The following is a 15,802-nucleotide window of genomic DNA, read 5'->3' on the forward strand; positions in this document are numbered from 1 at the left end:
GTAAATTTGAGGGGTGGTAATGAACCCGGCGGGTTTTGCGCCGTTGGGTTATTCCTGGGGCGAAGAAGGTTCGTTTATCGGGTTGCCCAGGCGGGGCCGGGTTTTTGCGCGTTCCATGAACCAGTCTTCAAAGACGGGAACGGGAAGGGGGCGTGAAAACAGGAAGCCCTGAATGAAGTCACAGCCCTTGTTTTGCAGATACTGAAGCTGTTCGACCTCTTCCACCCCTTCGGCCACTACATCGAGATGCAGGCTATGGCCCAGGCCGATTACGGCATCGACAATGGCTTTGTCATCTTCGTCCACATTGATGTCATTGACAAAGGAACGGTCGATCTTGATCGATGTGACAGGGAACCTTTTTAGGTAATTCAGCGATGAATAACCGGTGCCAAAATCGTCAATCGCAATGCTGACACCCAGTCTTTTCAGCTCTTTCAGGGTTGAAACAGCTTTTTCCGGGTTGTTCATCAGGATCGATTCGGTAATTTCAAGCTCCAGCGTGCCTTCTGGCAGTTTTGTGCTTTTCAATGTCTGGGTTACGGTTTGAACCAGTTCGGCATCCTGAAACTGTGCGGGCGAAAGGTTCACCGCAATTCGTAAATCGGGCATACCGTTTTCCCGCCAGATCTGTGTCTGCCGGCAGGCTTCGCGCAGCACCCAGGCCCCCAGCTTGTTGATCAGGCCGCATTCTTCGGCAACCGAAATAAACTCGCCAGGCAGGATCAGGCCGCGTTCCGGATGTCGCCAGCGAACCAGGGCTTCCGCACCAACAACCTGTTCGGTCAGGCAATCCACCTTTGGCTGGTAAAACAGTTCAAGCTGGTTATGGTCCAGCGCGTTGCGCAGGTCTTCTTCGATGGTTTTGCGTTCCTTGACCCGCTCGTGCATGGAAGGCAGGAAGAAACGGTAATTGTTGCGCCCTTCGGCCTTGGCAGCATACATCGCCATATCGGCGTTTTTAACCAACTGTTCCGGGTTGTCGCCATCTTCGGGGAACAGGGTAATGCCAACACTGGCGGTCGAATGCAGGCGAATGCCGCGACAGTCAAAGGGATAGGCCAGTTCGTCAATGATGCGCTGGGCCAGAACGATGGTGTCTTCGATATTTTGTACATCGGTTTGGATAATGGCGAATTCGTCGCCACCCAAACGGGCTGCCGTGTCGGAATCCCGAATGATCCGTGACAGGCGCTGTCCCATTTCCTGGATCATCAAATCGCCCACATCATGGCCGAAATGGTCGTTGATGTCCTTGAACCGGTCCAGATCGACAAACAATACCGTAACACCCCGCTGAAACCGCCGGGCGGAGAGAAGAGCCTGTCGCAAACGGTCCAGAAACAGGGTGCGGTTGGGCAGGCTGGTCAGCACGTCATGCACGGCAAGGTGGCGCATGCGCGCTTCGGTCTGTTTGCGTTCGGTAATGTCGGTATAGGTGGCAACATAGCCGCCACCCGGCATGGGGTTATGGTCCACCTGCACCACCCGGCCATTGGGGCGGGTGCGTTCCATGCGATAGGGTTCGCGCCGTCTGGCAATGGCAACCCGGTCGGAAATCAGGGCGGGAATGCTCACCTCGCCATATTCGCCCCGTTCACCATTAAAGCGCAAAATATCGGAAAGCGGCGTTCCTTCTTTCACCAGGTCGCGCGGCAGGTTCAAAAGCTCAATATAGCGTTCGTTCCACACCATCAGGTTCAAATCCTGGTCAAACAGGCATATTCCCTGGCCGATATTATGAAGGGTCGCTTCGAGAAGGGCCTGTTTGCGCTGGGCTTCTTCCTGGGCCTGGCCCTGAAGCGTGACCATTTCGTTATATTCGCGAATAAGCAGGCCCAGCTCATCGTCACTGTTCCATTCCACCGGGCGCCTGAGGCGGCCATGTTTGGTCATGCGGATGGAATGCAAAAGCCTTGAGAGCGGTTCCTTGATCGAGCGTTGATTGGCAATCAGCAGACTGGCGGTAACAACCGCGATCAGCAGACCAAACAGGATCAGGTCGATGACAATGCGCCGCCACAGCAATTCGCGCACGCGGGCTTCGGTAAAATAAATGATCAGTTCGCCCACATCGTGGCGCACATTGTTGCGTTCAAAATACACCCGGCGCGACAGGCGCAATGTATCGTCAAGTTCGGCCTGGGAGGCCCCGGTACGGGCAAATTCGGTGCCATCGGCCCCCAGCGCGCGCACGGCAACAATATCGCGGTCGCGGCTCATGGCGTTCAGGGCGGATTCGATGTTATCAACATCGAGATACCAGAACGGTGTTGCCAGCACGCGGGCATTGATATCGGCGGTCTGTTCGATTTTTTCGTTCAGGTCGTCGCGCAGCACGATATAGCTGGCATACCCGAAAATCATAAACAGGATCAAACAGCATAGGGTCACGAGCGGCAGGGCGATAAATAGCAGCCTGCTACTAAGCGATTTACGCTGCAAAAAGCCATGCGACCCGTACGGCAATTATCCCTCCTGCCTGACCTTTTGGTCAGTAGTCCCCCCGATTTGGACGTATATACCATACACATCCGTAGATTGTTCTATCTCAATCCTGTTTGCTGGTGAAACACAAGATTGATTTTAGACATATAATTCAATCTTACGAATAAAAAAAGTTCCCCAATTCAGGATATATGATTGTATTTATGTAAAATTTTCAATCAAAAGGCGAAAAATTTCGGCTTGGAAATCTATCTTGGAACCGCCATGCGGGCCAGTTCGTCACATCTTTCGTTTTCCGGGTGGCCGGCATGGCCCTTGACCCAGTGCCATTCAATTTTATGCGGGCGGGCAGCCTCAAGCAGCCGTTGCCACAATTCGACATTTTTGACCGGTTTTTTGTCGGCGGTTTTCCAGCCGCGTTTTTGCCAGCCGAAAACCCATTTGGTAATCCCATCACGCACATAGGAACTATCGGTATAAATTTCGACCTGGCAGGGGCGTTTGATCGCCTCAAGGGCGGAAATCGCCGCCATCAGTTCCATGCGGTTATTGGTGGTTTCCGTTTCACCACCCGACATTTCCTTTTCAACGCCCTTATAGCGTAAAATGGCCCCCCAGCCGCCGGGGCCAGGGTTGCCGCTGCAGGCACCATCGGTAAAGATGCTGACGATATGGGTGTCATCCTGGCTCATGGCTTACAAATCTCCGATGCCATAGGCGGCTGGTGATGTTACTTTCTGGTGAAAGCGCAGCTTGCTGACATATTCGCGCGGGTTTTTCGGTGTGACCAGCGCGCCTTCGGGCGTGTTGATCCAGTCATAAAGCCGGGTGAGCAAAAACCGCAATGCCGACCCGCGCGCCAGAATCGGCAGGGCGGCAATTTCATCCGCGCCCAGGGGACGGGTGCGGGTGTAATGGGCCAGCAGGTTTTGGGCTTTGGTGACGTTAAAGCTGTTGTCAGGTTCAAAACACCAGGCATTCAGGCAGATCGCCACGTCATAGGCCAGCAGATCATTGCAGGCAAAATAAAAATCGATCAACCCCGAAACCTTGTCCTGCCCGGGAAAGAAAAAGACGTTGTCGGTAAACAGATCCGCATGGATGACCCCGGCCGGCAGCTTTGCCGGCCAGTTGGTTTCCAGATAATCCAGTTCGGCCGCAATCATGTCGGAAAGACCGGGCATAATGTCATCGCCACCCTTTCCACAACTGGCAAATAATGGCCGCCAGGATTTGACCGACAACGCATTGGCCCGATAATTTTCAAAATCCAGCCCGGCCAGATGCAATTGTGCCAGTGCATCGCCCAGGCCCGCACAGTGATGGGGCAAAACACGGCGGGGTGACATGCCCTGCAAAAACGACGTAATGGCTGCCGGGCGACCGCACAGGCGGCGAAGTGCAACGCCATCGGTGCCATGAATCGGGGTCGGGCAGTTCAGGCCTTTTGATGATAAATGATCCATCAAGCCCAGAAAAAACGGCAGGTCATCCGGGTTTACGCGCTTTTCATACAGGGTCAGGATGAAAGGTGCCTGATCGGTATGTAAAAGGAAGTTGGTGTTTTCCACCCCCTCGGCAATGCCCTTGAACGAGACCACTTTGCCGATGTCATATTCCGCCACGAAACGGGCGATATCTTCATCGGATACATCGGTATAGACGGCCATAAGCGGGCAATTCCTTAGCTGGCAAGTTCGCGGGGAAGTTTGAAGGTGACGTTTTCGTCGGTCAGCGTAATGGTTTCAACACTGACATTGAACCGTTCGCGGCAGGCATCAATCACTTCCTCGACCAGAATTTCGGGGGCCGATGCCCCGGCGGTAATGCCCAGGGTCTTGATATTTTCCAGCTTGGACCAGTCGATGTCACGCGCACGTTCGACCAAAACCGAAATCGCACAGCCCTCGCGCCGAGCAACTTCGACCAGGCGGTTGGAGTTTGACGAATTGGGTGCACCGAGAACCAAAATCGCATCGGCGCGCTCGGCAATCATTTTGACCGCGTGCTGGCGATTGGTGGTGGCATAACAAATGTCTTCCTTTTTCGGCACGGAAATGGCCGGGAAGCGTTCCTGCAAAATGGCAATCATCTTTGCCGTGTCATCCAGCGACAGGGTTGTCTGGGTGACAAAGGCAATATTCTCAGGGTCGGCAACGGCCACGGTGCGGGCATCGTCTTCCGTTTCAATCAGGGTCATGCTGCCCTCGGGCAATTGCCCCATGGTGCCAACCACTTCGGGGTGCCCGGCATGGCCGATCAGCAAAATATGCTTGCCTTCGCCGTGGTGGCGTTCGGCCTCGCGGTGCACTTTTGAAACCAGCGGGCAGGTGGCGTCAAGGTAATGCAGGGCACGTTTGTCTGCATTTTCCGGCACAGATTTGGGCACGCCGTGGGCCGAAAAAATGACGGGTACGCCATCGGGCACGGCATCAAGCTCGTCAACAAATACAGCCCCCATGTCGCGCAGGCGGTCCACGACAAACTTGTTATGGACAATTTCGTGGCGGACATAAACCGGCGCGCCGTATTTTTGCAGGGCCTTTTCGACAATCTCGATGGCACGGTCCACCCCGGCGCAAAAGCCGCGCGGGTTGGCCAGAAGAATATCCAGGTCTGGTTTGTCGGGCATGGGGTCCGCCTCGAATGGTCGGGGATGCCGGGCAACGACCGGCATCGGGTTGAAAGCTGTTTTGCGTTACATAACGCGCCTGTGCCAAAGGTGCAATGATACGACGTTTTAATATGGGGGGAATATGGGCAAATGTGCCGGTAAATCGGGCTGTTTTGCCGCCTATGACGGGGGTGGTGCAGTAAAAAGCGATTGGGTGTTTATCATCGGTGTTCCCGATCCCCGGCCGCAGGTGATATTTCGCAATATATATTGACGGCACATTGTTGCTGCAACGGGTTGTGCCGGAAAGATCAACAGCATAGACTGCGCCAAACTACCGGTGCCGGGTGCTGACTTCGGCGTGTCTGATCAATGAGGCTTTGATGACGATTGCATGCAATCTGCGGCGCGCAAGTGCGCTTGGTGTGGTTCTGATGGCGACTGCCGGTTTGGCTGCCTGTGGTTCGGACCCGTTCGGTGAAACACCGGTTCCGTCCTGTCCGCGGACCTTTTTGCCAAGTGATACCGCACAGCTTACCGAGTTCAGCCCCAAAGGCCGGGACTTGACCGATGTGGTTTTGGCCGCCGAAATGGAAGGTTACAAAGGCGAATGCAGCTATGACCTTGAGGACAAGGAACTGGATATTCTGATCAGCCCGCAATTTACCGCCCAGATGGGCCCGGCGGCAAAGGATCGGACCCAGCATTTGCAGTATTTCGTGGCGCTTAAAAATCCGGCGGGCGAATTTGTGCAAAAATCGGTCTTTGATGTGAACCTGACCTTCCCGAAGGACGCCAATCGCGTGCGCTACACCGACGAACAGGTGGCCCTGCATGTGCCGCTGGCGGATGTCAATTATGGCCCCAATTACGAAATTTACATGGGGTTCCAGTTAAACCACGACCAACTGGATTATAATCGTCGTTTTGAAAAGTGATGGGCGATTGAGGCCGCGCTGACCGGCAACAGGAAGTTTGGAATTTGTTTAATCCAGCGACGCATTTCTAATGTTTTGACTGGTGCAATGGTTCTGTTGTCCGTATAAGGGGCCATACCCAAGTGATCCCCGTGGGAGAGTTCCGCGATCGTTTCACAGTGATGCGCGGACGCCGAAGGAGCAACCACCCCGGAAACTCTCAGGCATCATGGACCGCGGGGAGATGGGACTCTGGAAAGCAGGCGGCATGTTATTTATGTGCGCCTCGCCGAAGATGTAAGCTGTTGCCGGGCGCGCCTTTGCGACCGGAACGGTGATTCTTTCAGGCTCCAAGACAGAGGGGGATGTGGTTGGCCACTGGTCGGCTATATTTCTCAACGACTGTCACGGAGAGCCTGATGGCGGACCCAAACGCTGAAAACCTTCTTAAAACAGCCCTTTATGATCTGCATGTGGAACTGGGTGCCAAAATGGTGCCCTTTGCTGGCTATGCCATGCCCGTGCAATATCCGCTGGGTGTAAAAGGCGAACATCTTCATACCCGTGCCAAGGCCGGTTTGTTTGACGTCTCGCATATGGGCCAGGTTCGCCTGATTGGTGAACACCGTGTGGCAGAGCTGGAAAAGCTTGTGCCCGGTGATATCGCCCTGCTTAAGCAGGGCCGTACCCGTTATTCCGCCTTTACCAATGATGACGGTACCATCCTTGATGACCTTATGATCACCAATGCGGGCGACAGCCTGTTTTTGGTCATCAATGCGGCCTGCAAGGATGACGATATTGTTCATATGCGGGCCAACCTTGATAATGGTGTGGAACTGGTTGAATTGACCGATCGTTCCCTGATGGCCCTTCAGGGGCCGGAAGCCGCAAATGTTCTGGCCCGGTTTGCCCCGGACGTTGCGACCATGAAATTCATGTCCTTTGGCGAAATCGACATTGCCGGGATTCCGTGCTTTGTGACCCGTTCTGGTTATACCGGCGAAGACGGGTTTGAAATTTCCGTGCCAAATGCAGATGCTGAAAAGCTGGCGCGTTTGCTGTTGGCCGAGGACGAGGTCGAGGCCATTGGCCTTGGTGCACGCGATTCGCTGCGTCTGGAAGCGGGCCTGTGCCTGTATGGCAACGACATCGATACCACGACCACCCCGGTCGAAGGGGACCTGAACTGGATTATCAATAAGCGTCGCCGCGAAGAAGGTGGCTTTCTGGGTGCAGATATTATTCTCGACCAGCTTGCCAACGGGGCAGACCGTAAACGCGTCGGGATTAAACCCGAAGGCAAGGCACCCGCCCGTGAACATACGATGGTGCTTAACAAGGATGGATACGACATTGGCGAAATCACCAGTGGCGGTTTTGGCCCCACCGTGGATGCGCCGATTGCCATGGGCTATGTCGCAATCGAATTTGCCAAGCCCGGCACCAAGGTGGACCTGATGGTCCGTGGCAAGGCCCGCCCGGCGGAAATCGTCGCGCTGCCTTTCGCCCCGCATCGCTATTTCCGTGGTTAAGGTGGCGATATCGCCCCGAACCACACCCAGAATTAAGCAGACAACCAAATTTGCAGGGACAAATCAAAATGGCTAAAAAATTCTCCAAAGAACATGAATGGCTGGAAATTAACGGCGATGTGGCAACCGTCGGCATTACCGACCATGCCCAGCAGGCGCTGGGCGACATCGTTTATGTCGAACTGCCGGAAATTGGCAAAAAGCTTGCCAAGGATGGTGATGCTGCCGTTGTCGAATCGGTCAAGGCGGCCAGCGACGTTTATGCGCCGGTGGATGGCGAAGTGGTTGAAGCCAACGAAGAACTTGATGCCAACCCGGCCCTGGTCAACGAATCGCCGGAAAATGACGGCTGGTTTTTCAAAATCAAATTGTCTGATGCTTCCCAGCTTGATGATCTGATGGACGAAGCGGCCTATAAGGCGTTTGTTGAAGGTCTGGAGGACTGATGCGCTATCTTCCGCTGACCCAGGCTGACCGTGCTTCGATGCTGGAAACCATCGGGGCGGGCTCGGTCGATGAACTTTACAGCGACGTGCCCGAAGGGGCGTTGCTCAAGGAACCGGTCGATCTGCCGCACCATCAGGGTGAAATGCAGGTTGAACGCGATATGGCGCAACTTGCTGCCAAAAATATGGGAACGGCATCCGCCCCCAGTTTTCTTGGCGCAGGGGCCTATCGCCACCATATTCCCGCAACGGTGGATTACATCATCCAGCGTGGCGAGTTTTTAACCGCTTATACGCCCTATCAGCCGGAAATCGCCCAGGGCACCTTGCAGTACCTGTTTGAATTCCAGACCCAGGTGGCCTCCATTACCGAAATGGATGTTGCCAATGCCTCGATGTGGGATGGTGCGACCTCCTGTGCCGAAGCCGTGCTGATGGCCTGCCGGGCGACCCGCCGTAAAAAGGCGGTTCTCTCGGGTGGTTTGCACCCGCATTACCGTGAAGTCACCGAAACCTATTGCCAATATAGCGATACCGAGGTTGCCGGTCGCGATGGTCACCCGGAACACCAGGCCACGGCCGACGAACTGGATGATCTGATCGATGATCAGACCGCCTGTGTTGTTGTGCAGTATCCGGATGTTTTTGGGCGTTTGGCCGATCACACCAAACTGGCCGAAGCCTGCCATGCCAAGGGCGCGCTTTTGGTTGTTGTCTTTACCGAAGCCGTTGCCTTTGGCGCGATCAAATCGCCGGGCAGCTTTGGCGCCGACATCGTGTGTGGCGAAGGCCAGTCGATTGGTAACGCGCTGGGTTATGGCGGGCCGTATGTGGGCCTGTTTGCCACCACCAGCAAACTTGTCCGCCAGATGCCCGGTCGCCTGTGTGGTGAAACGGTGGACCAGGACGGCAAGCGTGGTTTTGTATTAACCCTGTCCACCCGCGAACAGCATATTCGCCGTGAAAAGGCGACATCGAACATCTGCACCAATTCGGGCCTGTGTTCGCTGGCCTTTACCGTGCATATGAGCCTGCTGGGCGAGGATGGCTATCGCAAGCTGGCCGCTATCAACCACGAACGCGCCGTGACCACCGCTGATGCGCTGGATGCGGTTGACTGTGTTGAGGTGGTTAATGACAGCTTCTTTAACGAATTTACCGTGAAGCTCTCAAAACCGGCCGCCGAAGTGGTCGAAGCCCTGGTGGCACGCGGTATTCTGGCTGGCGTGCCATTGTCGCGGCTGTATCCGAACCGCGATGATCTGGGCCAGTATATGCTGGTGGCTGTAACCGAAACCAACACCGATGACGATATTGCGGCCCTTGCCGCTGCCTTAAAGGAGGTGCTGGCATGACGTTTCAGACCCATACCGGCAATCGTGGCCTTGTGCTTGAAGAAAAGCTGATCTTTGAACAGGGTGAGCCAGGCCGTAGCGGCGTTGACCTGCCGGACCCGGCACCGGTCAAAAGCCGCCTGGGCGGCCTTGCCCGCGATGAAAACAGCGAAATTGGCCTTCCTGGCCTGTCCGAACCGCAGGTGGTGCGTCACTTCACCCGCTTAAGCCAGAAGAATTTCGGGATCGATTCCGGTTTCTTCCCGCTGGGTTCGTGCACCATGAAGCACAATCCGCGCTTGAATGAAAAGGTCGCCCGGTTGCCCGGCATTGCCGATTTGCACCCGATGCAGCCTGAAAGCACCGTTCAGGGTGCGCTGGAACTGATCGACCAGTGCGCGCACTGGCTGATGGTTCTGACCGGCATGCCCGCCGTTGCCATGTCGCCTGCATCGGGCGCACAGGGCGAACTGTGTGGCATGATGGCCATTCGTGCCGCCCTCGATGCCCGCGGCGAAAACCGCCGTCGTGTGCTGGTGCCGGAATCCGCTCACGGGACCAACCCGGCAACGGCTGCTGCCTGTGGTTTTACGGTCGATTCGATCCCGGCCACCGAAGATGGCCGGGTTGATCTGGCCGCCTTTGAAGCCAAGCTGGGCGACGATGTGGCTGGCATCATGCTGACCAATCCCAATACCTGCGGGTTGTTTGAACGCGACGTTCGCAAGATCGCCGATCTGGTTCATGCCGCTGGTGGCTATTTTTACTGCGATGGCGCGAATTTCAACGCCATTGTTGGCCGTGTTCGCCCGGCTGATCTTGGCATTGATGCCATGCACATCAACCTGCACAAAACCTTTTCCACCCCGCATGGCGGCGGTGGGCCGGGTTCCGGGCCGGTGGTGTTCTCGGATGCGCTGGCACCGTTTGCGCCGATTCCCTATGTAGTCAAAACCGAAGATGGCTTCCATCTGGTGGAAACTGCCGAGGAAAAAGACGGTAAAAAGCCGTTTGGCCGCCTGAAGGGCTTTCATGGGCAGATGGGCATGTTTGTGCGCGCCCTGTCTTATATGAAAAGCCACGGGGCCGACGGGTTGCGCCAGGCATCGGGGGATGCGGTTTTGAATGCCAACTATTTGCTGGCACGCCTTAAAACCAAACTCAGTGTCGCGTTTCCGGGCTATTGCATGCACGAGGCCCTGTTTGATGATGATTTCCTGAAAGGGACCGGTGTTTCGACGCTGGACCTTGCCAAGGCGATTATTGATGAAGGCTTCCATCCGATGACCATGTATTTTCCGCTGGTGGTGCATGGGGCGCTTTTGATCGAGCCGACCGAAACCGAAACCAAGGAATCGATTGACCAGTTCTGCGACGCGGTACTGTCACTGGTTGCCAAGGCAGAGGCGGGTGATTCGGAATTCTTCAAAAATGCACCCTATTTGACCCCGCGCCGGCGTCTGGATGAAACGGCAGCAGCGCGCAAACCAATTTTGCGCTGGAGCCCGTCAAACGCTTGATCCGCAATGCGGCAGCACGATTTTTTACACCCCGGTCGGAAGGCCGGGGTGTTCTTTTTCAAGGGCTTGATCTTGAAACCCGTTGGACTCGTCGCAATCTGGCCCCTTATAATCCGGGTGCATTTGTATTGGTCGGTCCAATTGGGGAGACTGCACCCTTGAATGCAAGAGTGGGAGACCAGGGCATTTTGTCCGCGGTGGAGGTATATGACTGTTATGACGCGTCCCGTGCAGAAAGTTTTTACAGCCGAACGACGTTTGCGTGAACGTCAGGGGGCTGTTGTTGAAGACTGGTCGGATTCCTTTTTTGATCCGTCGCTTGAAACAGGCATGGGGGCAGGCGGAGGAACTGCACCTTCCGCCCCGGCTACGGTTGCGCTTCCGCCTCATGGAGGGGGTGGCAACCAGGAAATACTGGATGAAATTCGCGCCATGCGGGCCGAGATGGCACAGTTGCGCAATGCCATTGCAAATGGTGCTGCCGTTGCCGTCGATGGCGGGCAGGGCCATGCCAGCGAGGATATGCCATCAGCCCTGGCTGAACCGGCAAAATCGGAACCGCTCGACATTTTGCCAGAACCGGTTTCAAGCCGGCCATCGCATTCCAATCGCCCTGGTGCCAGCGAGCCGGACCGCGATGACCTTGAACTGATCCGTGGTCAGATCGAGGAAATGAACGAACATATCCACAAGGCCAAAATCCAGATTGCGGCCCTGCGCCATCCCAAGGCGACCGATGATCGCCTGGTCACAGCGGCCAGCGAGCTTGATGCCATCGTCAAAGATACCGAAATGGCAACCCATACCATTCTGGAATCGGCCGAACAGATCGACGATCTGGCGATGACATTGAAAAACTCTGCCACCAGCGATTTTGTCGCCGATCATGTGGAACAGATTGCCTTTATCGTCACCAAGATTTTTGAATCCTGCAACTTTCAGGACATTACCGGTCAGCGCATCAATAAAGTGGTCAAGACCCTGGAATTCGTTGAAAAACGCGTTCACAACATGATTTTGATCTGGGGCGAGGATGCCTTTGCCGATCTGCCGATGACCCAGGAAGAAGAAGACGTAGCCAAGGCAGAAGATTCGGATTTGTTGAATGGGCCGCAAATGGAAGGCGAAGGGATCAGCCAGGACGACATCGACAAGCTGTTCGATTAGCAAAAAAATACACCGGGAGCATTTTTTACTCTTTTATTTCCGGATGTAACGCCCAATATCTTAATTAGACATATCCTTCTTAAGGATAGTTTTATAATAGATCACCGTTATAAAACTGCCATGTGTGTGATGTTGCCAGACAGGCGGCACTCTTACGCATGTATGAAAATTATGGACAATCGGGACACATCCGGAGGTTCAGGAGGACTAAATAAATGGCATTCTGGTCAACAACAAAAAACAATGCGACCCAGGCCAAGGCACAGGATATCAAGTGGCGCGCAGGCCCTCGGGGTGATTATTTCCGCCTTTTCATGCTAGATGATGTTAGCGAATTGAATGTTGACGGCGTTGGTGGGGTTTATCTGGTTTGGCACGGCGGCGTGAAGCCAGAGTGGCTTTTGGCAGGCAGTGCTGACGATCTGGGCGATGTTTTTCGCGATTTGCTCGAAGATCGTGACATTCGTGATTATGAAAGTCGGGGCAAAGTTTTCATCAGCTGGTCGCCCATCAAATCCGAGTTTCGCGATGGCGTGGTCCACTTTTTGGCCCGCAGCATCAAGCCGGTATTTGAATGCGATTTCAACAGCAGCCAAGACGCCATTCCTGTCTTGCTGCCCCGTTGAGACCACAAGGCATCGTGCTGTCGTCGCCGCCTTTACAAGCCTTTTGCCTTTAATGCGCTTTTCGGTCGCGGGGCCGTCGCCAGACAGGGCAGAGGGCAATGTTTAACAGGGCGCGTTACGGCACCACGGATGAAAACAGGCCGCCTCTCATCTATCGGATGCAGAGGCGGCCTGTTTTGTTTTCAGTCTAACGGTTATGAGGCCCTTTTAGAGAGCACCCAGGACAGCTTCGGCACTGGAAACTTCAAACGCACCCGGTTCTTCGACAGCAAGGTGGGTCACCTTGTTGTCTTCAACAACCATCACATAACGGTTGGCGCGTTCACCCAGCCCCTTGCCGCGCAGGTCCAGCTTAAGGTCGGTGGCATTGGTGAAATTCAAATCCCCATCGGCCAGCATGGTAACGCTGTCGCCAACATTTTCGGCATTTGCCCATGCCTGCATGACAAAGGCGTCATTGGTGGCAAGGCAGAAAATTTCATCAACGCCCTTGGCTGCAATTTCGTCGGCCTTGTTGATAAAGCCGGGCAGATGCTTGATCGAGCAGGTCGGCGTAAACGCGCCCGGAACAGCAAAAAGAACGACCTTGCGTCCGGCAAACAGCTCTTTGCTTTGCACGGCTTCCGGGCCATCGGGGGTTGCGCGATGCAATACGACGTCGGGCAGTGTTTCGCCTACAGCAATGGTCATGGCAATTCTCCAAAATTTACGCCGCGCTTTGCGGCCGTCATTACCGGCATACCTCCGGCAGGAAGATGTGGTGGCTAGAATGACTTAAAAAATCATTCAATGCCAGCAGCTTCCCAACAGGTGGACTTAACCCTGGTTGTTCGCAAGCCCTTCTTTTGGTTGGGCGGCCTTCAAGCCGGAAATAACCTGATCCTTGCTTAACAGTTCGGAAAGCAAAATGCCGCCTGGGGCCTGCGGGCCATAAATGGCATTAAACGGGATGCCATAGCGGTCATATTTTGCCAGGAAGGCCGCAATTTCGGGGTCCGGTCGGGTCCAGTCGCCCTGCATCAATACCACATTATCGGCCTGCAAGGCGGATCGGACCGCATCGGTATCGATCACCAGGCGTTTATTGACCTGGCAGGTGACACACCAGTCTGCGGTAATATCGACCAGTACGGTTTTGCCCTCGCCAACCAGTTGGCTGATTTTATCGGGGGCAAATGGTTGCCAGGGCAGAGCATTGTCGTTTGGTGTATCAGTTGTGCTGGCGGTTTGCGCTGCATGGGATGGCGGGCGCGAAAATCCCGGTGCAAACAGGGCCATCAGCACGGCCAGTGTCGCCAGCCCGGCCAACACGGGTTTGCGCCGTTGCTGTGATGTGACATGCCGCCACCAGATCAGCCCGCTTGCCAAGGCAAGGCCAAGACCCACGACAATCGCCCCTGATAGGCCAATCTGATTGGCAAGGATGCTAAGCAACCAGATTGCCGTGCCCAGCAAAGCCAGCCCCAACACGAATTTGACAATTGCCATCCAGCGGCCTGGTTTGGGCAACAGGCGGGCGATTTCTGGGCGCGCCGCAATCAGCAGGTATGGCACGGCAAACCCCAACCCCAGCAGGCTGAACACCCAAAAAATATCAAAAATGCTGCCTGCCAGGGCAAACCCGACGGCCGTTCCCAAAAACGGGGCCGAACAGGGGGTTGCCAACAGGGTGGCAAACATCCCGGTCAGGAAATGCCCGCCCATGCTTTGGTGCTGTGCTGACGGGGTGTCAGCATTGCCCGGAGCCTGCGCAGCCCGGCTGTTTTGCTGATCAATGGCATTATTTGCCAGATTGTTTAGATGATTGGCGCTAATTTCAAACAGGCCAAACATGTTACAGGCAAACAGTACGACAATGATGGTCATGGTGGTTAAAAACAGCGGTTGCTGAAACTGAATGCCCCAGCCGATCGACCCGCCCGCCAGCTTTAAAATGGCAAGGGCCCCGGCAATGATCCAGAAAGACACCATGATGCCCGCCGCACTGGCGAGGAATCCGCGCCGTGTGCCGCGACGGTCCTGCGCGCCAAGCTGAATGGCGCCCATCACCTTGATGGACAGCACTGGCAAGACACAGGGCATCACATTCAAAATCAGCCCACCCAGCAATGCCAGGCCGCCAATCACCCACCAGGCAGTTTTTGACGGGCCGACAAATCCGCTTTGGGCTTCATCATGGGGTCCATTTTCATTGGCGGCTGGTGCTAACGTCCCCGTAACCATGCCATCGGCCGGGGCATCACCAATGGTCACAGGCTGCTCAACGGCAAGGTCGCCCGCCAGGACTGTAACGGTCACATTTTGCCCCGCCAGGGTCTCTGCCTCGGCATTGTTGTGAATGGCCAACTGATAAATGGGGGTACCCGCAAGGCTTTGGCCGGTCGCGACCGGGGCACCAAAGCTGTCAGTCGGTTTGCCTTCGACCAGAATATCGGGTTTCACCCCCTCGGGGATGTCACGCAGGGTAACGTTCAGGAAATTGTTCTTATCCTGGCTGCTTTCCCAAATGTTGGAAACGCCAATCGGCAGGTTGTGTCCCTTTAACGGGACTTTGGCGGCAAATTTTTCAATTTCGTGAGCATGATTGGAAATATTGCCCTGATCCGCCGGTAAATCCAGCGTCAGATTGGCGGTTGCCGGCACACAAATATCGCTACAGGCCAGATAATCGACAGCCATTTTCAGCACGACAGGATCAGTGCTGTTTTGGACCGGAACATCAATGGGTAAAATCACCCGGTCCTGATAGCCAAAGGTTTCCAGCCCGAAAATGGAAAAGCGGATGGGAGCGGGCCATATCATGGTGGCGGTGGCGCTATCGATATTTTCCGATCCCTGCCAGTTGATGCTGGGGGGAAAACCAGCATCGCCAGCACTGCGCCAGTAAATTTTCCAATGCGGTTTTAAGGCAAATTCCAGCCCCAGCCGCAGGGTATGTACGTCTTTAACGCCGTCGCGTGCGCTGATTACCCTTACCGATGCAAAATCCTCGTCCTGCCAGGCGCTTGCGGCAGGGGCGGCCTGCGCAAGATGCGGCAGCAGGATGACGATCAACAGGGTCAGAATACGCTTGATCACGACAGTTATTCCCGAAAAATTGTCAGGCACGCAGGGGTACGACGATGTTTGTTTCAATGCAACCCACGAACATGTTACCAGCCTGTTAGCCTGACTGGCGCGTTATGGGGTCACTGG

Annotated in this window: 13 protein-coding genes and 1 riboswitch; of the genes, 7 read left to right on the forward strand and 6 right to left on the reverse strand. The window is 55.1% G+C overall.

Translation table 11 applies throughout. The features are described 5' to 3' along the window. Positions 1-48: 48 nt before the first annotated feature. The 4 genes from LF95_RS13220 to ispH form a co-directional block, all read right to left on the reverse strand. Complete coding sequence (locus LF95_RS13220; protein ID WP_252509759.1) at positions 49-2,469, reverse strand: putative bifunctional diguanylate cyclase/phosphodiesterase; 2,421 nt, start codon at positions 2,467-2,469, stop codon at positions 49-51. 227 nt (positions 2,470-2,696) lie between these two features. After that, positions 2,697-3,140, reverse strand: coding sequence for a ribonuclease HI (gene rnhA / locus LF95_RS13225; protein WP_073955529.1), 444 nt, complete (start codon positions 3,138-3,140; stop codon positions 2,697-2,699). Positions 3,141-3,143: 3 nt separating this feature from the next. Beyond that, positions 3,144-4,118: a homoserine kinase gene (locus LF95_RS13230; protein ID WP_073955530.1), complete on the reverse strand. Its 975-nt coding sequence runs from the start codon at positions 4,116-4,118 to the stop codon at positions 3,144-3,146. A gap of 14 nt (positions 4,119-4,132) precedes the next feature. Next, positions 4,133-5,080 (reverse strand): 4-hydroxy-3-methylbut-2-enyl diphosphate reductase, encoded by a 948-nt coding sequence (gene ispH / locus LF95_RS13235; protein ID WP_073956268.1) that lies wholly within the window; start codon positions 5,078-5,080, stop codon positions 4,133-4,135. A 365-nt stretch (positions 5,081-5,445) separates the two neighbouring features. Here ispH and LF95_RS13240 point away from each other — a divergent pair, with 365 nt between their 5' ends. From LF95_RS13240 to LF95_RS13270, 7 genes are all read left to right on the forward strand, one after another. Continuing rightward, positions 5,446-6,000 carry a hypothetical protein gene (locus LF95_RS13240; protein ID WP_073956269.1) on the forward strand — a complete coding sequence of 185 codons (555 nt, stop codon included), beginning with the start codon at positions 5,446-5,448 and terminating at the stop codon, positions 5,998-6,000. A 122-nt stretch (positions 6,001-6,122) separates the two neighbouring features. After that, a riboswitch (glycine riboswitch) is annotated at positions 6,123-6,226 on the forward strand. A 172-nt stretch (positions 6,227-6,398) separates the two neighbouring features. Then, positions 6,399-7,514 carry a glycine cleavage system aminomethyltransferase GcvT gene (gene gcvT / locus LF95_RS13245; RefSeq protein ID WP_073955531.1) on the forward strand — a complete coding sequence of 372 codons (1,116 nt, stop codon included), beginning with the start codon at positions 6,399-6,401 and terminating at the stop codon, positions 7,512-7,514. 68 nt (positions 7,515-7,582) lie between these two features. Next, on the forward strand, positions 7,583-7,960 hold the full coding sequence (gene gcvH / locus LF95_RS13250) for a glycine cleavage system protein GcvH (protein ID WP_073955532.1): 378 nt from the start codon (positions 7,583-7,585) through the stop codon (positions 7,958-7,960). Beyond that, positions 7,960-9,315: an aminomethyl-transferring glycine dehydrogenase subunit GcvPA gene (gene gcvPA, locus LF95_RS13255; protein WP_073955533.1), complete on the forward strand. Its 1,356-nt coding sequence runs from the start codon at positions 7,960-7,962 to the stop codon at positions 9,313-9,315. The genes gcvH and gcvPA overlap by 1 nt, the downstream gene beginning before the upstream one ends. After that, positions 9,312-10,814, forward strand: a complete 1,503-nt coding sequence (gene gcvPB, locus LF95_RS13260; RefSeq protein WP_073955534.1) for an aminomethyl-transferring glycine dehydrogenase subunit GcvPB — start codon at positions 9,312-9,314, stop codon at positions 10,812-10,814. The genes gcvPA and gcvPB overlap by 4 nt, the downstream gene beginning before the upstream one ends. A gap of 216 nt (positions 10,815-11,030) precedes the next feature. Beyond that, entirely contained in the window at positions 11,031-11,981 is a 951-nt protein-coding gene (locus LF95_RS13265) for a protein phosphatase CheZ (RefSeq protein WP_073955535.1), read from the forward strand. A gap of 215 nt (positions 11,982-12,196) precedes the next feature. After that, positions 12,197-12,607 carry a hypothetical protein gene (locus tag LF95_RS13270; protein ID WP_073955536.1) on the forward strand — a complete coding sequence of 137 codons (411 nt, stop codon included), beginning with the start codon at positions 12,197-12,199 and terminating at the stop codon, positions 12,605-12,607. Positions 12,608-12,814: 207 nt separating this feature from the next. Here the strand turns inward: LF95_RS13270 and LF95_RS13275 are convergent, their stop codons facing one another. Further along, positions 12,815-13,297: a peroxiredoxin gene (locus LF95_RS13275; protein ID WP_073955537.1), complete on the reverse strand. Its 483-nt coding sequence runs from the start codon at positions 13,295-13,297 to the stop codon at positions 12,815-12,817. A 126-nt stretch (positions 13,298-13,423) separates the two neighbouring features. Continuing rightward, positions 13,424-15,685 carry a protein-disulfide reductase DsbD family protein gene (locus LF95_RS13280; protein WP_083607679.1) on the reverse strand — a complete coding sequence of 754 codons (2,262 nt, stop codon included), beginning with the start codon at positions 15,683-15,685 and terminating at the stop codon, positions 13,424-13,426. Positions 15,686-15,802 lie beyond the last annotated feature (117 nt).

It is taken from the genome of Thalassospira sp. TSL5-1 (assembly GCF_001907695.1).
Classification (GTDB): Bacteria; Pseudomonadota; Alphaproteobacteria; order Rhodospirillales; family Thalassospiraceae; genus Thalassospira.

Excerpts from the sequence above, each read along its gene's own strand:
- rnhA (WP_073955529.1), bottom strand. The coding sequence starts at position 3,140 with ATGAGCCAGGATGACACCCATATCGTCAGCATCTTTACCGATGGTGCC.
- LF95_RS13230 (WP_073955530.1), bottom strand. The coding sequence starts at position 4,118 with ATGGCCGTCTATACCGATGTATCCGATGAAGATATCGCCCGTTTCGTG.
- ispH (WP_073956268.1), bottom strand. The coding sequence starts at position 5,080 with ATGCCCGACAAACCAGACCTGGATATTCTTCTGGCCAACCCGCGCGGC.
- LF95_RS13240 (WP_073956269.1), top strand. The coding sequence starts at position 5,446 with ATGACGATTGCATGCAATCTGCGGCGCGCAAGTGCGCTTGGTGTGGTT.
- gcvT (WP_073955531.1), top strand. The coding sequence starts at position 6,399 with ATGGCGGACCCAAACGCTGAAAACCTTCTTAAAACAGCCCTTTATGAT.
- gcvH (WP_073955532.1), top strand. The coding sequence starts at position 7,583 with ATGGCTAAAAAATTCTCCAAAGAACATGAATGGCTGGAAATTAACGGC.
- gcvPA (WP_073955533.1), top strand. The coding sequence starts at position 7,960 with ATGCGCTATCTTCCGCTGACCCAGGCTGACCGTGCTTCGATGCTGGAA.
- gcvPB (WP_073955534.1), top strand. The coding sequence starts at position 9,312 with ATGACGTTTCAGACCCATACCGGCAATCGTGGCCTTGTGCTTGAAGAA.
- LF95_RS13265 (WP_073955535.1), top strand. The coding sequence starts at position 11,031 with ATGACGCGTCCCGTGCAGAAAGTTTTTACAGCCGAACGACGTTTGCGT.
- LF95_RS13270 (WP_073955536.1), top strand. The coding sequence starts at position 12,197 with ATGGCATTCTGGTCAACAACAAAAAACAATGCGACCCAGGCCAAGGCA.
- LF95_RS13275 (WP_073955537.1), bottom strand. The coding sequence starts at position 13,297 with ATGACCATTGCTGTAGGCGAAACACTGCCCGACGTCGTATTGCATCGC.